Source organism: Pseudobutyrivibrio sp. ACV-2 (assembly GCF_900107545.1).
In the GTDB taxonomy this organism is placed as follows: domain Bacteria; phylum Bacillota; class Clostridia; order Lachnospirales; family Lachnospiraceae; genus Pseudobutyrivibrio.
Genome location: NZ_FNQZ01000012.1, coordinates 1 through 18,931, shown reverse-complemented (window position 1 = coordinate 18,931; position 18,931 = coordinate 1). Strand labels below are relative to the sequence as shown.

General features: G+C 34.7%; 18 protein-coding genes and 1 pseudogene. 11 read left to right on the top strand and 8 right to left on the bottom strand.

Annotation, left to right across the window (positions count from 1 at the left end; all coding sequences use genetic code 11):
* Positions 1–33 precede the first annotated feature (33 nt).
* On the bottom strand, positions 34–2,439 hold the full coding sequence (locus BLV53_RS12220) for a glycoside hydrolase family 3 protein (protein ID WP_090301273.1): 2,406 nt from the start codon (positions 2,437–2,439) through the stop codon (positions 34–36).
* A gap of 300 nt (positions 2,440–2,739) precedes the next feature.
* Between BLV53_RS12220 and BLV53_RS12215 the strand changes: the two genes are divergently transcribed.
* Positions 2,740–2,955: a DUF6465 family protein gene (locus BLV53_RS12215; RefSeq protein WP_090301272.1), complete on the top strand. Its 216-nt coding sequence runs from the start codon at positions 2,740–2,742 to the stop codon at positions 2,953–2,955.
* A gap of 239 nt (positions 2,956–3,194) precedes the next feature.
* Here the strand turns inward: BLV53_RS12215 and BLV53_RS12210 are convergent, their stop codons facing one another.
* The 4 genes from BLV53_RS12210 to BLV53_RS12195 form a co-directional block, all read right to left on the bottom strand.
* Positions 3,195–4,640, bottom strand: coding sequence for a replication initiation protein (locus BLV53_RS12210; RefSeq protein WP_090301269.1), 1,446 nt, complete (start codon positions 4,638–4,640; stop codon positions 3,195–3,197).
* Positions 4,641–5,768: 1,128 nt separating this feature from the next.
* Complete coding sequence (locus tag BLV53_RS12205; protein ID WP_090301267.1) at positions 5,769–6,740, bottom strand: hypothetical protein; 972 nt, start codon at positions 6,738–6,740, stop codon at positions 5,769–5,771.
* Position 6,741: 1 nt separating this feature from the next.
* Positions 6,742–7,530, bottom strand: a complete 789-nt coding sequence (locus BLV53_RS12200; protein ID WP_170830849.1) for a ParA family protein — start codon at positions 7,528–7,530, stop codon at positions 6,742–6,744.
* Between the two features lie 331 nt (positions 7,531–7,861).
* Complete coding sequence (locus BLV53_RS12195; protein ID WP_090301263.1) at positions 7,862–8,500, bottom strand: hypothetical protein; 639 nt, start codon at positions 8,498–8,500, stop codon at positions 7,862–7,864.
* Between the two features lie 287 nt (positions 8,501–8,787).
* Between BLV53_RS12195 and BLV53_RS12190 the strand changes: the two genes are divergently transcribed.
* Together BLV53_RS12190 and BLV53_RS12185 are read left to right on the top strand one after the other, a co-directional pair.
* Positions 8,788–9,090: a Dabb family protein gene (locus BLV53_RS12190; protein ID WP_090301261.1), complete on the top strand. Its 303-nt coding sequence runs from the start codon at positions 8,788–8,790 to the stop codon at positions 9,088–9,090.
* A 108-nt stretch (positions 9,091–9,198) separates the two neighbouring features.
* Positions 9,199–9,666, top strand: a complete 468-nt coding sequence (locus tag BLV53_RS12185) for an NUDIX hydrolase (protein WP_170830848.1) — start codon at positions 9,199–9,201, stop codon at positions 9,664–9,666.
* A 47-nt stretch (positions 9,667–9,713) separates the two neighbouring features.
* Here BLV53_RS12185 and BLV53_RS12180 read toward each other — a convergent pair whose 3' ends face one another.
* Positions 9,714–10,748 (bottom strand): aldo/keto reductase, encoded by a 1,035-nt coding sequence (locus BLV53_RS12180; protein ID WP_090301257.1) that lies wholly within the window; start codon positions 10,746–10,748, stop codon positions 9,714–9,716.
* A gap of 188 nt (positions 10,749–10,936) precedes the next feature.
* On the opposite strand from BLV53_RS12180, the gene BLV53_RS12175 reads away from it, so the two are divergent.
* The 3 genes from BLV53_RS12175 (at position 10,937) to BLV53_RS12165 (ending at position 14,259) form a co-directional block, all read left to right on the top strand.
* A complete protein-coding gene (locus BLV53_RS12175) occupies positions 10,937–11,701 on the top strand; it encodes an HD domain-containing protein (RefSeq protein ID WP_090301255.1) in 765 nt (254 codons plus the stop codon).
* A gap of 101 nt (positions 11,702–11,802) precedes the next feature.
* Positions 11,803–12,177 (top strand): PH domain-containing protein, encoded by a 375-nt coding sequence (locus BLV53_RS12170; protein ID WP_090301253.1) that lies wholly within the window; start codon positions 11,803–11,805, stop codon positions 12,175–12,177.
* Positions 12,178–12,477: 300 nt separating this feature from the next.
* Entirely contained in the window at positions 12,478–14,259 is a 1,782-nt protein-coding gene (locus BLV53_RS12165; RefSeq protein WP_090301251.1) for a sensor domain-containing diguanylate cyclase, read from the top strand.
* 23 nt (positions 14,260–14,282) lie between these two features.
* Here BLV53_RS12165 and BLV53_RS12160 read toward each other — a convergent pair whose 3' ends face one another.
* Positions 14,283–14,903, bottom strand: coding sequence for a formate/nitrite transporter family protein (locus BLV53_RS12160; RefSeq protein WP_090301249.1), 621 nt, complete (start codon positions 14,901–14,903; stop codon positions 14,283–14,285).
* A 147-nt stretch (positions 14,904–15,050) separates the two neighbouring features.
* Between BLV53_RS12160 and BLV53_RS17855 the strand changes: the two genes are divergently transcribed.
* Positions 15,051–15,773: an AAA family ATPase gene (locus BLV53_RS17855; protein ID WP_139298961.1), complete on the top strand. Its 723-nt coding sequence runs from the start codon at positions 15,051–15,053 to the stop codon at positions 15,771–15,773.
* On the opposite strand, the gene BLV53_RS12155 is transcribed toward BLV53_RS17855, so the two are convergent.
* Positions 15,671–16,228 (bottom strand): GNAT family N-acetyltransferase, encoded by a 558-nt coding sequence (locus BLV53_RS12155; RefSeq protein ID WP_170830847.1) that lies wholly within the window; start codon positions 16,226–16,228, stop codon positions 15,671–15,673. The two genes, BLV53_RS17855 and BLV53_RS12155, sit on opposite strands and share 103 nt — an antisense overlap.
* Before the next feature lie 223 nt (positions 16,229–16,451).
* Between BLV53_RS12155 and BLV53_RS12150 the strand changes: the two genes are divergently transcribed.
* From BLV53_RS12150 to BLV53_RS17590, 4 genes and pseudogenes are all read left to right on the top strand, one after another.
* Positions 16,452–17,447, top strand: coding sequence for a helix-turn-helix transcriptional regulator (locus BLV53_RS12150; protein ID WP_090301245.1), 996 nt, complete (start codon positions 16,452–16,454; stop codon positions 17,445–17,447).
* Positions 17,448–17,553: 106 nt separating this feature from the next.
* Positions 17,554–18,204: an alpha-L-rhamnosidase-related protein gene (locus BLV53_RS12145; protein ID WP_090301243.1), complete on the top strand. Its 651-nt coding sequence runs from the start codon at positions 17,554–17,556 to the stop codon at positions 18,202–18,204.
* A 136-nt stretch (positions 18,205–18,340) separates the two neighbouring features.
* The gene (locus tag BLV53_RS12140; protein ID WP_170830845.1) at positions 18,341–18,592 is read left to right on the top strand and encodes a hypothetical protein; all 252 of its coding nucleotides are present in this window, start codon (positions 18,341–18,343) and stop codon (positions 18,590–18,592) included.
* A gap of 101 nt (positions 18,593–18,693) precedes the next feature.
* Positions 18,694–18,931, top strand: a pseudogene (locus tag BLV53_RS17590) (UPF0236 family protein); the annotation flags it as partial.

The following is an 18,931-nucleotide window of genomic DNA, read 5'->3' as shown; positions in this document are numbered from 1 at the left end:
TTTATATAGGTGTCCTTTTTTCAATCATTACTTCTAATCGAATTTTAGTATTGTATTTAAGATGCGTTTTGCACTTATTTTTAATTGCTCGTTATCCAAAGCCCCTAATTTATCAGCCTCTTTCAAACGTTCTGGATATCCATTTCCCATTTTTAAATCATTTCCAGCATTAACTTCCTTGTAGTGCTCGCCTCTGGTCCACCAATCCGATGTAACCATTCCTTCAAAGCCCCACTCTTCACGTAAAATTCCAGTTAATAAATCATGGCTTTCTGATGCTCTTTCTCCATTAATGGCGTTGTAGGCACTCATGATGGTGTAAGGCTTAGCATTTTTTACTACTATCTCAAATGCCTTGAGGTAGATTTCTCTTAGAGCACGCTCTGATACTCTGGAATCGCTGTGTTTTCTGTTTGTTTCTTTATTATTGCAAGCGAAATGTTTTACAGATGCTCCCACATTGTTACTCTGTATACCTTTCACCATTGCAGTTGCTATGCGACCAGCCACGATAGGATCTTCGGAATAATACTCAAAATTTCTGCCGCAAAGTGGGCTTCTATGAATATTTATAGCAGGTGTAAGCCATACTGCAAGATTATTTTCCTTTAACTCTGCGCCTCCTGCTTTTCCTACTTGGGCTATCAGATGAGTATTCCAGGTACAAGCCAAAAGTGTAGCACATGGAAATGCGGTTGTAAGAATTCCTGTTTCAGGAGCAATTCTAACACCAGCAGGGCCGTCAGCAGTCATGGCACTTGGAACTCCATATTCTAACAGATTTCCGAAACCAAAAGTATTTGCCACGCCTGTATTTGGCTGGCCACCTACAAGATGCATCAGCTCATCCTGTGATAACTGATTGATAAACTCATCTAGTGATATCTTACCTTCTGCCACCTCTGCAAAGATATGCGCATCCTTTTTATAAGGATTTGTCAGATAATATCTCTCTCGTCCCACTACCTCTGGAGTTAATGCCTCCTCAGTTCCCGGCTCCATCTTTGTTATGACACTTTCATTAATATCTTTATGATTTCCCTGTGGCAACTCTTCAAATTGTCCATCAGAAAGCATTCTTTTTGGAAGTTCAACAGGTGCTAATTTATGTGTTAACTCTTTTACAATTAAATCTTCCTCGTTTGCCCATTTGAAAGCTTCTTCATTAATATCTAGCGAATTATCTCCCAGACAGAATTTGTACTCACCCTTTTCAAGAACATAGGCTGCATCCTTCAACTTACCTAAATCATCATAGGATGACATAATATATTTACCTATAGAAAGTGTTAATACCTGACTTTCCTCTGGCTCCAACACTTTCGTTTTAGCAAAATCTCCCAGCTCAACAGCTGGCTTCCCTAATTTTCCTTGTGGCGCACTATAGTACAGCTGAACTACATCCTTACCTGGTATGTCACCTGTGTTAGTCACCTTTACTGTGAAATAAAATGCATCATCACATTCTGTCATGCTTACAATTTTCTTATCAAATTTTGTATAGCTTAAACCATATCCAAATGGATATACTATTTTATCCTTTGCCCCAGGGATAGTCAGGAAATATCTATAACCTACATATATATCTTCAATATAATTTACATAATCAAAGGACTCATGAAATCCCTCTGTAGATGGATAGTCTTCAAGCTTTCCTGCAAAAGTGTCTACAAGTCTTCCTGAAGGATTCACATTGCCCACAATCACATTTGCGGCTGCATCTGCGCCTTCCATTCCTCCTTGTCCCATGTATATCGCAGCATTTATTCCAGCTTCTTTAAGCCATCTAAGATCTATTACTCCACCTATATTTAAAACCGCTATTACTTTCTTGAAATTGTCCTTTACAATATTAATCAGCTCAGTCTCTTCATCTGTAAGATAAAAATCACCTTTAGGAAAAATTTCTCCGGCAATCTTTGGCATACTTGTCTCTGATTCCCATGGATTAAATTCATTATTGCATTCTATGTCACTTCTATCCCAGCCTTCTCCGGAAAAGCGGTTAATCACAATAAATGCTGTATCTGTATATTCTGAAGCATCCTTTACTACTTCATCTGAAAGCCTTGGCTCTGATGTCATTCCAGGAACTCTACCTTTTGAATACTGCTCCTTCAGATTATTTCTATAAAATTCTACTAAAGGCTCATAAATATCAAATCCTTTTGACTTCAGCCCATCATATAAATTATGAACATATTTACAATATACATCACCTGAGCCACCGCCACCTTTTACATAATCGATACTTGCTTTTCCAAATAAAGCCACCTTTGTGTTTTTTGATAGAGGCAATATTCCATCATTTTCCAGAAGCACTATTCCTTCCTCTGCTGTTCTCCTTGACAGATTTATATGTTCATCACAGCCTGTTACTCTCTTTTCACCATTCAATGGCAACGCTGGCTGATATAATAATCTAGACCATTTTTGCATAGTAACCTCCCATTGTTTTTTTCTTTATCTTATATTTCAAGAATCTAAATTTAAAGTGTTTTATTATTATTTTGGTATCCTTTTTTACACCTAATTATTTTAAATATTCTACTCATAAAAGAATTTTTCAAGACAATTTGCATTTTCTCTCTTAAATGATTATAATTATCTCCAAAATGATTGATATGTGTATTTCAAGCAAATATTATTCATTTTTTATCATGACATTTATGGCTATTTCTTAAATAAGCTATGAGTAGTCTCAAAATTTTGTATTAAGTTACAGGGAGGATTAGAAAAATGGCAGAAACAAAAAAAACAGTAAAAAACACATCAGTAGTTCAGTATCAGGGATTAGAGTTTGCAGAATCTGATTGCATCAAAAAAGCAGAATCAGCATTCAAGAACGCTTACAAGGATGTTGAACTTGAGAAGCTTGATGTATATATCAAGCCAGAAGAGCATAAGATTTATTATGTTGGCAATTCTAATTGTGTAGGTTATGTAGAATTATAATATTTATTTATTCTTTTAAATGCAAAACAGGTAATAGAGTCAATTATGGCTTTGTTGCCTGTTTTCTTTTATTTACAACCTTTTCTTTGTCTTGTTTATACATGCTTCAACAAAATTTACATCTTATTTTTTCTGAAATTATTCATACTTTTATAATATTTGCAAGATTTAATGCATTATTTTACGTTTTTCCCTAAAAAAATAGCCCTGAATTAACAGGGCTATTCTAAACTACTATTCTAAGACAACAACTTTTTTTCTAATTCATCAATATCATATTCTCTCTGTGCGAAATTTGTAAATGAATTCTTTTTAGGTGCTACTTTCTTTTCACTTTCAATTGGAGACGAAACTCCATTTTCTATCATACTGCAAATATATCTTAAACTATCTTCTACAGGATTTAAGCTATCATTATTAACTCTATTTTTATATGCTGCTATGATACTAAACATATCTCCAACTGACTTTGAATTTCTCTTTGCACAGTTGCAAATGTTTAGAACATCACTTTCCGAAAAACCAAGCTCAGCTACGTCAAGAACTGTTTTCATTTGAGTATAGAATGTATCCTCAACGATTGTAGCCTGTTTCTTTTGCTCAGCTATGGCCTTCTTTTCTCTTATTAAGAATTTTACTCCTTCAATCTTATTTCCATATCGAAGAATCTCATACTCGAAAGTAAAATCACATTCATTTATAGAATTGATACTCTCGTAAGCTGGCTTAATCAATCTTCTTTCTATATCATTTGGCTTGATTGTCGCTGGCATTGAAAACTGATGCTTTATTTCATCGACTGTCATATCAAAAATACCCGGCGTAGCCTGAGGATATGCCTTATATCTTTTTCGATTTTCCAAAAACCAATACAGCGCAATAGTATATTTTCCTCTTAGCTGAGATGTAACCTCTAGTGAACCATATGCACCATGAACCAGTTGAGAACAAAGAGCTAAGTCCTTAAAGAAATCTGATGGTCTAAACTCTATATATGCCGGTTCTGAACCCTTTTTCTTATGATATCTAAGGATATCAAACCAAGGAACGATAATATCGTCATCCCCATCTGGTCCAAGCCCTTCAAATACCAAATGCCTTTGTGTCAACTTTTCTGTACCAGATTTAAACTGCTTATAAACAGTGTTATCACTCTGGTATTTCATATATTTTTCAAAAGCCTTTGGCTCTATTCTATATATCTCATTCTCTGGAAAAGATGACATCACACCTAATATTGCATCAAAAACTATATTTTCCGCAGCATCAAAAGACATCTTACAATGCATAATCAATGCATCAGTCCTATAAGCAATACTTATACCACCCTTTTTCAAAGGATGCTTATTATCCTGAAGAGCAAGTAATTTCAATAAAGTAGTATGGGAATTTACATGAAAGGTCTCCATCAACTGATCCACAGATATAGATTCCTTAATATAGCATTCCAGCTCCTCTATATCCTGAGATACAACTGCCATTCCATTTTCATCTACCACTTCAGGGATAAACTCATCCGGATCAACAACTCGACCATATGTGGTTGCCACCGTCTGATGTTCTATTTGATTTGCCCTTGATGAATTAATCACCGCTTCCTCAGAATAAACTTCATCAATAAACCGACCGGTAGCATTATCTACTTCCCTATAAATACCATTTTCATCAGTTCTTCTTATACTCATATTATTCTCCACGTTATATCAACTAATGAAAGTTTAACAAACACTTCTACGTTTTTCAATCACTTTTGTCGCAACTACGACAACATAATATTAATTGCGCAGTTTCAATTACTTTATCTACGACATTTTGGCTAGTGAACTGCGTCAATTTGGCTAGTAAAACCACTTATTTTTATATCCCGTTTTGTCGTAGCTACGATTATCTTAACTTGAAACTACGTCAATTTGACTAGTTGCCTACGGCATTTTGGCTAGTATACTACGACAAATAGAGTTTTTTACGCAGTTTATATCCCATTTTGTCGCAGCTGCCTTGAAATCCAGTAAATCAACCATTTTCTCAATGTTTTTTATCCAATTTATTTCCTTTAATGCTACAAATTATTTCTTAAAAACTCAATAACTGCGTCAATTTGGCTAATAGACTACGACAGATTGACTAGTAATCTACGACAAGCTCACTACATTTGCGCAGTTCATATCCCATTTTGTCGCAGCTCTTTATGACCTAAATAGTGTTCAAAATATATTAACTAGACACTTTCACTTTTATCACATGCCTATTATTGCTATAAAACATCTACTACGTCAAAATGGCTAGTAACTTTTCCCCATTTTATCTTTAGTTATTCCAAACTGCGTCAATTTGACTAGTAATCTACGACAAATTGGCTACAACTACGCAGTCCATATCCCATTTTGTCGTAATTCGTCACAATATCCCTCAAATACTGGGTTTCTTAACCCCAATTTACATATTCCAGAACTATTACTACGTCAAAATGGCTAATAAACTTTCATCATCTACGGCATTTTGGCTACTAACCTACGACAAAACTACTCTTTTTACGCAATTCATATCCTATTTTGACGCAGTTACTAGTCATTCCAACGCAGTTTTATCCCGTATTTCCGCAGTTTACCCGCCATTTTGTCGCTATTTACACTCCGTTTTGTCGCAGCAAAACTCCGATTTTTCTTGGTTTTAGGGGATTTCTTTACATCCTGCTATACAATCTATACATACTATACTTATATCTATACTCTATCTATGATAACAAGACTAGAAAAAAAGAATCTCACTATTCATATAATGAGATTCTTCAATATACATACCTATATAATTAATTATTTATAAGCTTCAATAATATCTTCTATATTATTTTTTAATTCTTCAGCTTCTCTTAATATCAGATCTTTCTTCTCCTCATTCACTACAATAATTCCATCATCATCATATTCCACTGACAATAAAGCTTTATATTGTTTCAGAATCTGATTTACTTTAATAGTTGTGTCTTTAGTTTTCTTGGTATTAACACCCTTCACAATGCTATCGAACAGCTGTTCGAGTCTAGCGGAACTCATTTCTTCACCATCACTCATAACTGTGTTAAATGCTGATGCAAATTCTGCTGCTTTATCTTCAGGAATTTTTGGTATAACCTTATCAATCATTGCTATATAAGGAATGTCTTTTTGAGGGTATTTGAATAATAATTGTAATTCATCATTAAGATTTAAAATTCTCTTATATCGCTGAATGTTTCTTGCTGGCATTGAAAATGCTTTTTCTAATTCCTTATTTCTTATGTCACCACGTACGCCTTTTCTATTTAATCCTTTTTCATATTCTGCAATGTTTCGTGCAATATAAAGAGGTCTATCTTGACGTCCTTGATTCATTGCCAATCTTCTTTTATGTTTTTCAAATTCATCTTCTGGCTCTGGACCTGTTACAATAACCAGCAATTCTTTTTCTTTACGCTCTCTAGCGACCTTTAATCTTGTATTACCAGACCACACCAGATAGTGCCCATTTTTTCTCTCATATACATGAATACCACCATTGTCATCATTTTCTTCAAAACTATTTCGAAGAGTAGCGATGTCATCATATCCATTAAGATATTCATTATTTTCATCTTCATCTAATAAATCAATAGAGATTACTTTACTTTCAAGACCACTTTCGGTTTGGACCTTGGCAGGTATATCATTTTTCTTTTCCTTTGTGGATTCTCCTACAATATTATTAAAAACATTTCCTAATCCAATTCCATTAACATCAAGTCCACTTCCGCTTGCTTGTCTTGCCATGTTATGCTCCCTCTCCTTCTAAGAATTCTTCTACAAACGCTTTGTAGTCTATTGAACTATTACACCATGGTTTTACTTTAACTACAGCATCCTGTGAATCTATGGCTCTTTTTCCATCAGCACAGGATCTGATATATTGCTTGTAAAGCTTTGTGCCAATCTGATCAGCTATTGCTTTTGCATTATCATAATGATTTTTTTCAGCTTTTCTGTTTGTTGTATAATCAGTTACTACAAAACCATTTATTTTTAGATTTGGATTTAATGGGTTCTCACCATCTGTTAAATTTCTAATTAACTTGTATTGATTAGCTAGACCTTGAACGGAATAAGAATCTCCAACCATAGGAATAAGTGCTTCATCTACTGATGCTAAAACGGATTTGTTGATTAAGCCTGTTAAATCGGGTGGACAGTCGCAAAGAATATAATCATAGTCTTCAAGTTTAGAAAATACTTTTGTTTTCAAAGATGTTAGTTCAAGAGAACTTGCTGGGTCTAAGACTTTTGAGTTTAGCTCTGCTAATAGCGTATCCGATACAATAATGTCACCTAAATCTGTGTGCTGGATGCACTCAGCTGGTTCTAAAGGTCGTCTTTCTTCTACCCAGCAATCATATAAAGTGGCATCATCTAATCGCGCCTTGAATGTGAGAGAGGCATTAGCTTGGGTATCACAATCCAGAACCAATACCTTATATCCTTTTTCTTTTAATAAATAGGCCATATTTACAGTGAGGCTTGTCTTCCACTGACCGCCTTTCCCTATACAAATAGCAATAGATTTCATTATTTCTCCTCCTTTATGCTTCGCCAACTTGGCATAGTTTGTTAAAAAATTAACCATCACTGCCAATTTGGCGAGATATAATATGAAATTCATCTGTAATTCTTTGGATAAATTAAATAGAATATTAAAATAAAATGAAATATAAAAGAATAAATAGTGCAATGTCTTTTACAATAATAAATTATAATATTTTATAAAAACAATAACTAGACATATTAGTACTAAAATTTAATTATTTTTTTGTTGAATTAGTAGATTAACAAATGATTAACGTCAAATTAAAAAGATAAAAAGAAACATTATTGCCATATTGGCGTAGCTTGTTAATAATTTAACAATTGTCGCCAAGTTGGCGAGAACGCCTATTTAATATATCTGAAAGATAATCTGTTTTGGCAAGTATATCAGAATTACCAGAATTAGAATGAGTCTGTTCCCAATCCCTAAGTGAAAAGTGTGACAAATCATTTTCTTGCTTATCCAAGAGAGAACCCTCTTTTAATATTTCCTGAGTAGTAGCTGAAATAGTAAATTCTGCTTCATCAGCTAATGGTTTTTCTGTATTTTTAGTTACAGAAATAGATGATTCAAAACAAATTCCTTTGGGTAAAATCGAATAATCAAGAGCATTTAAAAATAACAATCTAGTATAACTAGGACATTTATTTGTCTGATTACACCAGTTTTCTACTGTTCGAATTGGAACACAAAATCTATGAGAAAATGATGCTTTAGTAAAACCATAATCATTAATCATAGATCTTAAAGAATAATGTGCGGCACTATGAATTGATTTCAAGATATCATAAAGTTGATTGGTAGAGATATTATATTTCTGCATATTAATATATGATTGGGAAGATGGTGCGGTAATCAGCGCGTAAAATTCATCAAAGGAATCTATATCACAGGCATGATCCCATAGCTTATGAAAAATCTTATCAGGTAAAATAATTTTTTTACGAACCATAAGTAGTCTCCGTGAAACATTAAAAATTTATTGGTAGATATATTTTTGCCACCGAATCAGTGGTGATTATAAAAATATAATATTAGAGAAATGTTGAAAAATCAACATTTATACGAATTATTAAGAGTTATTAAAACTAACAAGTAGAGGCGTGAAACTAATAGATGAAAGTTTATTATCATAAAAGATAAAACTAAAAGATGACATGCGCAAAACAAAAGTGGAAGAAACTAAAAAAAAGTGTTACACTATTACCCATAAGAGATAGAAATCGGAGAGTAATACAAATGGTAAAGCAAGTAACAATATGGAAACTTCAGGATAAATGCTTTGGTCCCAACCTTGGAGAAATCAAAGGAAATATTAAGTCGAACTTTGAACAACTCAAGGGAAAGGTTCCGGGACTTGAACATATAGAGGTTACTGTAGATTGCATGAGCTCTTCAAACGGTGATGTTATCATGACTGCCGAATTTGAAGACGAAATTTCATTAAAGCAGCGCCAAAGTAACGAATATTGGGGAGCAGCTTTAAAGCAGACAGTAGTTCCATTTGTAGATGAGACCACACATGTTGAATTTGTGGTTTAATTATTTAAAAAATACAGTGCATCTTTCAAGAAAGTTAGATAATAGAGTCTAACTTTCTTTTGTTGTAAAGAAATATTTAAATGGCAAGGTAAAATGGAGGTTAGGGAAATGGGGTACATTGAAAATCTAAGAAAATCATATGGTCATGACATGATTATGACTGTTGGTTGCGGAGTTTTAATTGAAAATGAAAAAGGTCAATTACTATTACAGAAACGAAGTGATAATGGTCAGTGGTGTGTGCCTGGAGGTGCATTAGAGCCACTTGAAACATACACACAGGCAGCTATCCGAGAGTTAAGGGAGGAAGTAGGTATTGAAGTCAAAGACTTAAAACTATTTGGCCTCTACTCTGGTGATGACAGATTAATTAAATATCCTAATAATGATGTAGTATATTCCCTTTCGGTTATTTTCATTACAAGAACTTATAACGGACAAATTTCCGATGATGATAGCGAAGTATTAGAACATCGTTTCTTCAATAGAGACGAAATTCCAAATGATTTATTTGCACCTGATGCTCGACCAATTCTAGATTGGAAAGCAGGGAGAATGGATGTGACAGTAGATTAAATATCATACAAAAAGGTTAGCTCAAAACGAGCTAACCTTTTGAAATACTAAACCGTACGGTTACCAGATAAAACCTCCCTATAATCTTCGAGATTTTTCTTCAATAATTCAGGTATATTCAATTCATAAGGGCAACGTGGTAAGCAAGCTCCGCAATTTACACAGTCATCAATCTTTTTCATTTCAGCCTGCCAATGCTTATCAAGCCAATCTGCGCTTTGTGCTCGTCGAAGCATAAGTGACATTCGATTACACTGATTAATTTGAATACCAACAGTACATGGCATACAATACCCACATCCTCGACAAAAATCACCCATAAGTTCACTTCGTTCAGAATCAATAAAGGCCTTTATATCGTCATTCATTACAGGAGTTTCATCCATGTAAGAAAGCCATTCGTCAAGCTCACTTTCTTTTTGCACACCCCAAATAGGTACAGCTCCATCAAATTGATTAATAAATGCCATGGCAGCTTTTGAGTTGGTAATCAATCCACCAGCCAAACCTTTCATTCCGATAAATCCTACATTATTATCGTTACACAGTTTAATTAATTCTATTTCCTTATCTGTTGCAAGATAACTCATAGGATATTGAACTGTCTCGTATAATCCAGAATTAATCAGCTCTTTTGCTACACCTAATTTGTGCGCAGTTCCGCCAATATGGCGTACAAGGCCTTTAGACTTGGCTTCTTCCATACATTCATACATACCACTACCATCACCAGGCTTCCAGCATTGTCCCATCAGATGAAACTGATAAATATCGATATAATCTGTCTTAAGATTTTTAAGGGAAGTGTCTAAATCTATCCAAAAATCTTCAGGATTTTTAGCTGCAGTTTTAGTGGCAATAATAATAGAATTTCTATCAATTTTGCCATCACCAAACGCCTTTCCGAGCTTAATTTCACTATCACTATAAGCTCTTGCGGTATCGAAAAATCTTATACCCCCGTCATAAGCCTTATGTAAAATATTAGCTGCCGCCTCAACCGAAACTCTTTGTATAGGTAAAGCGCCGAATCCATTCTGTGGTACAGTTATACCTGTTCTACCAAGTGTTACTTGCTTCATAAATGACTCCTTTATACATATCAATTGTTAATGAATAAAAATATTATACTTCATAAATTGTTATTAGATTAATCTAACATATAAATCCTACGTTTACCTCCCATTTGTATAGTTCTGATTTGTAAGCTATAATTGAAAATCGAATTGCGCTATGATAAATAGCGACAACCCTTTGGAGGTTTCCATAAATGATTAATGAACAAAAAGTAAAGCAATTATTTGAAGAATATACAAAGACATATAATCCAGATGATCCTAAAATTTCCTTGAAAATCACACACACCTACAAGGTAGCTGAAAACTCAAAGGCTATAGCTCAAAGCCTTAACCTTTCACAGGATGATATAGAGATAGCCTGGCTAATAGGTATGCTTCACGATATAGGCAGATTTGAGCAGATTAAAAGATATCAAACCTTTAATGATGTAAAATCTGTAGATCACGCAGAGTTTGGTGCGGATTTACTTTTCAAAGCGCCGCTTCTTATAAATGATTTTATAGAAACCAGAGAATATGATGTCATCATTGAAACTGCAGTACGCCAACATAATAAATTCCGTATCTCTGAAGATTTAGATGAAAGAACCGCAATGTTTTCCAATATAATAAGGGACGCTGATAAAATTGATATTTTCAGAGTACAGGTAGAAGAACCAATAGAGGGAATATATGGTGTTCCATTTGAGTACATAAAGGCACAGAATATTTCAAAAGAAGTATTTGAGCAATTTAAGGAGCATCATTCAATCCTTCGAAGCACAAAAGTAACACATATGGATTATTACGTGGGACATTTTTCTTTGGCATTTGAGCTGGTTTTTCCTTATAGCAGAAAGCTTACAATTGATCAGGGCTATCTAACAAAGCTTCTTACATTGCAGACTGACAACAAAGAGACTCAAAAAAAAATAGATTTCATAAAAGAGGAAATTAACAAATGTCTGCTGGAATAAAGTTTTCCATATGTAAGCATATAGATTGTAGTAATGATTCTACTCGGATATAATAAAACTGTCTAATAGGATATAATGCATTTTTGATATAGGAGGGGATTATGGCAAATATTTTATGGCATGACAGGAAAAGACATCTTGGTTTACCAATAAGTTTTACAAAATACAGTATGAGTGAAGATAGACTATTTGTAGAAACAGGTCTTCTCAATCTTACACAAAACGAGGTTAGATTATACAGAATCCTTGATCTTCAGCTAAAGCGCAGCATTGGACAAAGAATATTTGGTGTAGGGTCTATTATTGTAAGTTCTTCGGATAAAAGTCTTGGAACTTTTGAAATTAAAAATATTAAGCATTCTGCAAATGTAAAAGAAATGCTTTCAGTACAGGTAGAGCAACAGCGTGAAGAGAAGAGAGTCTACAGCCGTGAAAATATGCTGGATGATGTAGATGATGCGGACATGCGTATGTAGCCGTTTAAATAATCAAACTAATAAGAATCGCCCCGAAGCTTTTTCGGAGCGATTCTTTAATATATAGGGAGAAAATAAATGAAAAAGAAAAAACAAATTGTTTTGTTTTTTGTAAGTAAATAATATCATGGCAAATATCACATAACTATCACACATTGCATGAATATTTAGATTACTTATATCAACGCAAATGGTCTTCAATATAATTGACGAAAACCGTTTAACCATAGATATTTAACAGTTTATATACATTTTTTTGGCATAATAAAATTGTTTTAAAATTGTCTAGAGGATTCAGTTATGAAACAGTACAGATACATTTTGGATTATGATTTGAGTATGCCTGAAATGATAGGGCAGATAAGACGTACTCCTGAGTATGTAAACGGAATGAAGGGTGTGCTCCAATTAGTCGAGCCAGGTTGCGATGAAAATATCATTCAGGAGGACTTGGATATCCTTTCCGCAGGTATACCTGAAAACATTATGGTATATGGTATGACAAGCCATGGCGCTCTAAGTAGAGAGACGCATTCTGTAGAATATAGGGTGTGTTCTGTCATGTTTTTTGACGAGGCCACATTTTCAGTAGATGTATTTGATTGTTCCAAAAATCTAACTCCATCTACAGCAGGAGACAAATTTAAAGAAATATTAGCAGAAAAAGAAGACATAAAAGGTATTCTCATGATGTCTTCGGATTTCGCACTTTGTCCTGAAAAATTCATAGACAAAATAAACAATTATGATAAAAACATAGTAGTATTCGGCGCTCTAGCAGGCACGCAGACGATGGGCGATGATAAATCAAAAATATTCGTAGGCAGAACAATCTATGATAGAGGAATTCTTGCTATTACTTTTTGCGGCAAAGATTTACATATAGATCACTACTATAATCTAGGCTTCAAACCTTTAGGCAAAGAGCTTGTAGTCACAAAGTCAGACGAGTATGGAATAGTCTATGAGATTAATAATAAACCTGCATTTTCTGTTTATAGCGAGCACCTAGGAATAGGAATGAATCCGTACTTCTTTGAAAATACCTGTGCATTTCCATTCTATTTAAAGGAAAATGGAATAGGTCTTGCGAGAGTTGCCTTAGACTATCATAAAGATGGAGCCCTTGCATTTGCCACAGAGATTCCTGTAGGCAGCGCGGTAAGCTTAAGCTATTCCACCACTGACTTATTGCTAGAAGAATCAGCAAATAATGCCATAAAAATGGCTGATTTTTGTCCGGAGGCCATTTTAATATACGCCTGCATGAGCCGTAGAATGCTTATGGGGGATGATATGGCCGAACTGGAATTTGATTTTTATGAAAATATAATTCAAAGTACTACCTGGGCTCATGGATATGGCGAAATTCTACATGCAGATGGAGTACGAGGATTTTTAAATGCATCATTTGTTGTAGTTGGCATGAGAGAGGGCGAAGCACCTGAGATAAAAAATCGACCTGTATACAATTTCGATAGCAGACACTTTGTCGAATTCAAAGAGGAAAGAGGAGATGGCTATGTTCCGCTACCTATTAGACTGGTAAATTTTCTTGAGTCCACAACTAAAGACTTAAATGAAGCTATCGGACAACTGTTTAAAGTAGCAAGCTTGGATGAATTGACACAAGTATATAATAGACGCGCCTTAAATCATTTCATGACACAATTTGTTGAAAATAGAACTCGTTATTCTGACATAGCTGTTATCATGGTAGATGTAGACCATTTTAAGATGGTAAATGATAAATTTGGACATGACGTAGGTGATTTGGTTCTACGAGATGGTGTTGGAAAAGTGAAATACTTATTTAACCAGGCGGATATTATAGGTCGATGGGGTGGTGAAGAATTTATAGGCATAAAGCCCAATATGTCACTAGAAGAAGCAAAAGAATTTTGTGAGCAGGTTCGTATGCGTGTTCAAGATATTGAATTCCCAACTGTGGGTCATATCACCATAAGCATAGGCCTTACAATGGTAAAAGAATCAGATAATAGTGATTCTGTATTCAAACGAGTGGATGAAGCACTATATGAGGCAAAATCTGCAGGACGAAATAGAGTAGCAGTTAAATGATTAAAAAATCGCCTAAACAATGCTTAGGCGATTTTTTGTGCAAAGAAATTTGAACATATACCACCGATGGTGTTACCTAAGGTGATAATAAGTAGACGCATTACCATGTCAACTGAGTAAAACTGAGCCACATTATAATAAAACATATCTGCTACACAGTGTTCAGTACCGGACAGTATAAATCCCATTACACAAAGGAAAATGGCAAGATATTTTCCAAGTACATGTTCATTCTTTTTAAATTCATCTACGGCTAGGAAAATAAAAATATTACATAAAAAGCCAAGCCAGAAGAGACTCAAATAGGAATCTGTATTCTTAATTTGACAGACAGCCAAAGCTTTGTCCTTAATACCACTTCCTGACCGAGTATTTAATATTATGAGGGATAATATCATTGTTCCCAAAAAGTTTCCACACCAAGTGATGATAACATTTATAATATTGCGTTTCCTTTCTCTTACAAGCACGTAGCATATTTTCCCGGTGAAAAGGCTGAGATTATATGTTAAAACAACAAACAATCCAATGCTAAATAGTGCAGAGCCAACAATTTTATTGTCTACTGATAGATAAATCATCCCGCCAATTCCTATAAGAAAACCAGCCAGGACGGCTGTTAAAAATGTTTTTGAGTATTTCATTGATTCTCCCTTTGAAACTGTAGTTAGTTAATGCTAACACATTATAACACACAATTCATCTGGTTAGAGAAAAAATTATTTATTTGCGAAATTTATTTCACAGAAAAGATTACTGAAGTTATCTAGTTTATTAAGCAACAATAAACTATGAGAATGCTATATCACGAACTATCTGATATTATCATTAAATGTATACGAAAAACGCTTTCATTAACTTACGAAGAAATAATAAACACTTTAGGCAATGATAGTGAATACGCTCTATCTTACTTAATTGAAAGTCATAAAATTGAGCGTATAGGTGATTTAGGAAAGGATAATGCTGCCAAATCAAAGACTCAGTCCCAATATGTTCGCAAGACCTTGATTGACAATGTCCGAGAGTATTCCAATGGCGAACCTGCCTTTAGATATTTTACAAGGAAAATCACTGAGAATGGTATTTTTATTTTAGATGAGCCGGAGAACAGTTTATCTCCAGAGATGCAGCTAGAGCTTGTTAATTCCTTAGAGCAATCTGTTAGAGGATTTAAGTGCCAGTTTAGAATAGCAACTCATTCACCTTTTATCTTATCAATTAAAGATGCGTTAGTTTATGATTTGGATAAAAGCCCTGCAGGCCCAAGTGATTGGTATCAGCTTAAAAATGTACAGACATATTATAAGTTCTTTATGGATAGGAAAGCGGAGTTTAAAGAGTTTTTTTTAATGATAGAGTTAAGTATAGATTTGGCGGAGCTTAGGCTCCGCCATTGTGTTTTTTATACTTATAGCTTTCTATACATTGTTATCTCATCGATAGGAGTGCCATCGTCTAATATAAAGGCTTCTGGGAGACGGCCCCATTCAGTGAAGCCCATTTTCTTGTAAAGTCCTTGGGCTATGATGTTATCGGAAAGGACTCCTAATTCCATGGATTTGTAACCGGCTTCCTTAGCAAAATTTATTGCATAATCCATGAGGATAGAGCCAAGTCCCAAGCCGTGGTATTCCTTGCGGATGCCAAGGCCTATGCTACAACGATGTGCAGTTTTTCTATGACAACATACCTGACGAACAGCTATATTTCCAATAATTCTATTACCATCAAATATAGAGAACATCCCCTGAATATCACTGTCTTGAAGAGTTTTTTGGCGCTCCTTTTCTGCTTGAATAGCAGCTTCATCTAATTTAACTTCATCGCCATACCTAGACATAAAATGAGTATCGCAAGATACTTGATGCATAAAATCTAAGAATTGTCCTGCGTTGTCAGGCCCAATAGAGACAAGTCGAAATTCTTTTCCAGTTTTGCTAGTAATAGTTGTAGAATCAAGTATCATGTTGTTCTCCCTTCTGTCATTGGTTGCTAAATAATAATTAAACAACATCATACAACAGTATGAGGAGAAGATAAACATGTTTTAGGCCATTATTTTATCTTTACGATTATTGGATTGTTCCATATAAGATAACCACTCCAAAACAAATTATATTGTCCAATAATATACCCTTCTGTGTTATACTAAGCTTAGTTTAGTTCGTATATACGGAGGGGTTATTTTTATGCCAAAAGGATCAAATCAAAAATTAAAGTTAAGCTATCTTTGTAAAATCATGCAGGAGAAGACTGATGATGAACACAGCCTTACTCTTCAACAGATAATGCATGAGCTTGAAGAATTGGGAATTACTGCAGAACGAAAGAGTCTTTATGATGATTTTTCTGTTATGAATGACAAGCTTGGAATTGAAGTTATCAAGGAGCAGATAGGCAGGGAAACCTATTATCATGTGGGTGGTAGAGAATTTGAGCTTGCAGAGGTTAAGCTTTTAATAGAGGCTATTCAGTCATCAAAGTTTATCACTAAGAATAAGTCTACCCAGCTTATCAGGAAGATGAAGAATTTTGTAAGTGAATACCAAGCTAAGCAGCTGCAGCGTCAGGTCTATGTAAATGATCGTATCAAAAATATGAATGAGTCTATCTACTATACAGTTGATGGAATTCATACAGCTATAGAGCAGAACAAACAGATTAAATTTCAGTATTGCGTATGGAATACTAATAAGGAACTAGTGCCAAAGAAGGATGGAGCGTTTTACAAAGTAAGCCCTTGGTTCCTTGCAATGGAAGATGAGAACTACTATTTAGTAGCCTATGATAGTGAGGCTGGAAAGATTAAGCATTATAGAGTTGACAAGATGCTTAAGATATCTATTACTGATAATCTTCGTGAAGGAAAAGAGTTATTTAAAAATCTTGATATGGGTGAATACGTGGTAGAAAACTTCTCCATGTTTCATGGGGAGAAAAGAAGAGTACATATCGAATTCCCTGATGATAAGGTGAGCATATTTATCGATAGATTCGGAAAAGATGTGACAATAAGACCTGCAGAAAACGGTCGGAGTTTTGTTGCTGTTGATGTGGCTGTATCTCAGCAGTTTTTTGGATGGGTGTTCGGACTTGGTGCTGATGTAAAAATTACCAGCCCTGAAGATGTAGTTTCTGATTTTAAGAAGCAGTTAGAAGAGCATTTGGCTGAACTAATGTCTTAGACCAGAGAGATGAAGTAAGTGCAGACTATAGATAGGTTAAAAGTTATGGCACTTGCAGCCTTTTTATCCGAAATATCAATATTATTATTATAAAGGACATCTTTGATTGCATAGATGCCTTTTTTTCTGTGCAGATTTAGGATATCATTTCTTGTTTAATGAGGGATTCCCTAGTTGGTTGTATTGTATAAATTTAGGTGCTACTACAATTTGGGAGAGATGGAATACAGTTCTTGAGGATGGAACTATTTCTAAGATGGGCATGAATTCACTTAACCACCATTCATATGGAACTATCGTGCAGTTTATGTATGAATATATTGGCGGAATAAAGCCAGCTGAGCCAGGATTTAAGGTGGCCAATATTGCGCCAGTACCATCTATGAGATTTAGATATTTCAATTCAGCCATAACAACAGCTGCAGGAAAATATGTATCGAACTGGAAAATAGCAGAAGATGGAAAGCTAACAGTTGAGTTAGAAGTCCCATTCAATGGAGCTGCAAATGTTGCACTTCCAAGATTTTCAAGAGAGAGGCTTAATATTACAGGTGGCAATGTAGATATCACAGATGATGGCAAGGCAACTTTACCAGCAGGCCATTATGAAATTTCATATATGCCAGCTCAAGATTTTAGAAATATCTATAGCCCTCAGACCAGGCTTGCAGAGCTACCATATTTATTCTATCTGGGAGGTACACCTGAAACTGTGCTTCCTGTAACAGAGCAGATCATTGCCTTAAAACGCTGGTAGCTTAATAGAAGGACGGCAAACTATATTTAAACATATCCTGTACTTGATGACGATTTGATATTTATAACTGTAGTTAGCAAAGCCTATTTATAAAGAGATGCTTGAAAAGTGTGAGGACATAGGTTATGACAATCCAATGGCTAGTAATATCTACATGTGCTTTGTTTTTCTTGCAATATGGAAGGCTGCTGACGGAGCAATAGATTACGATGGATATAGAAAAGTAATCAAAAACTTTATGACTACGCCTCCAGTAAGTAAGTTTATGAGTTCTGGAGATTTAAATGATTCTGCAACCCTTAAAAAGGGATGTTGCAGATGTGAAATTGTGGTTTATTCATTACCTTATGAAATGTCACGTAGACCACAGAAAAGTTCGCTAGAGTAAAAATTTTCTCGGAAAATATACACAAATAATAAAAGAACATCCTTCTTTGTGATAAGGTATTGGTTTGCGAAAACTATACACACAAGGGAGGATGTTCTTTTATGGAAGACATTATAAATTATTTAGCGGAATATTTCATTCCAAAATTATTCGAGTTAAAGCTGGAGTATTATAAAAATCCAACAAGTCTGGCTGATTTTGCCATCGCAACAAAAGAAGAAACAGATAAGTTGGGAAGAGAGATTTTGCAGACATCCATAGAAGAAATGGATCGGTTAATCAAATCGTTACCAGCTAGAAAAAGGAAATGGGTTGTGGAGCATAAGGCTGATGGAAGGC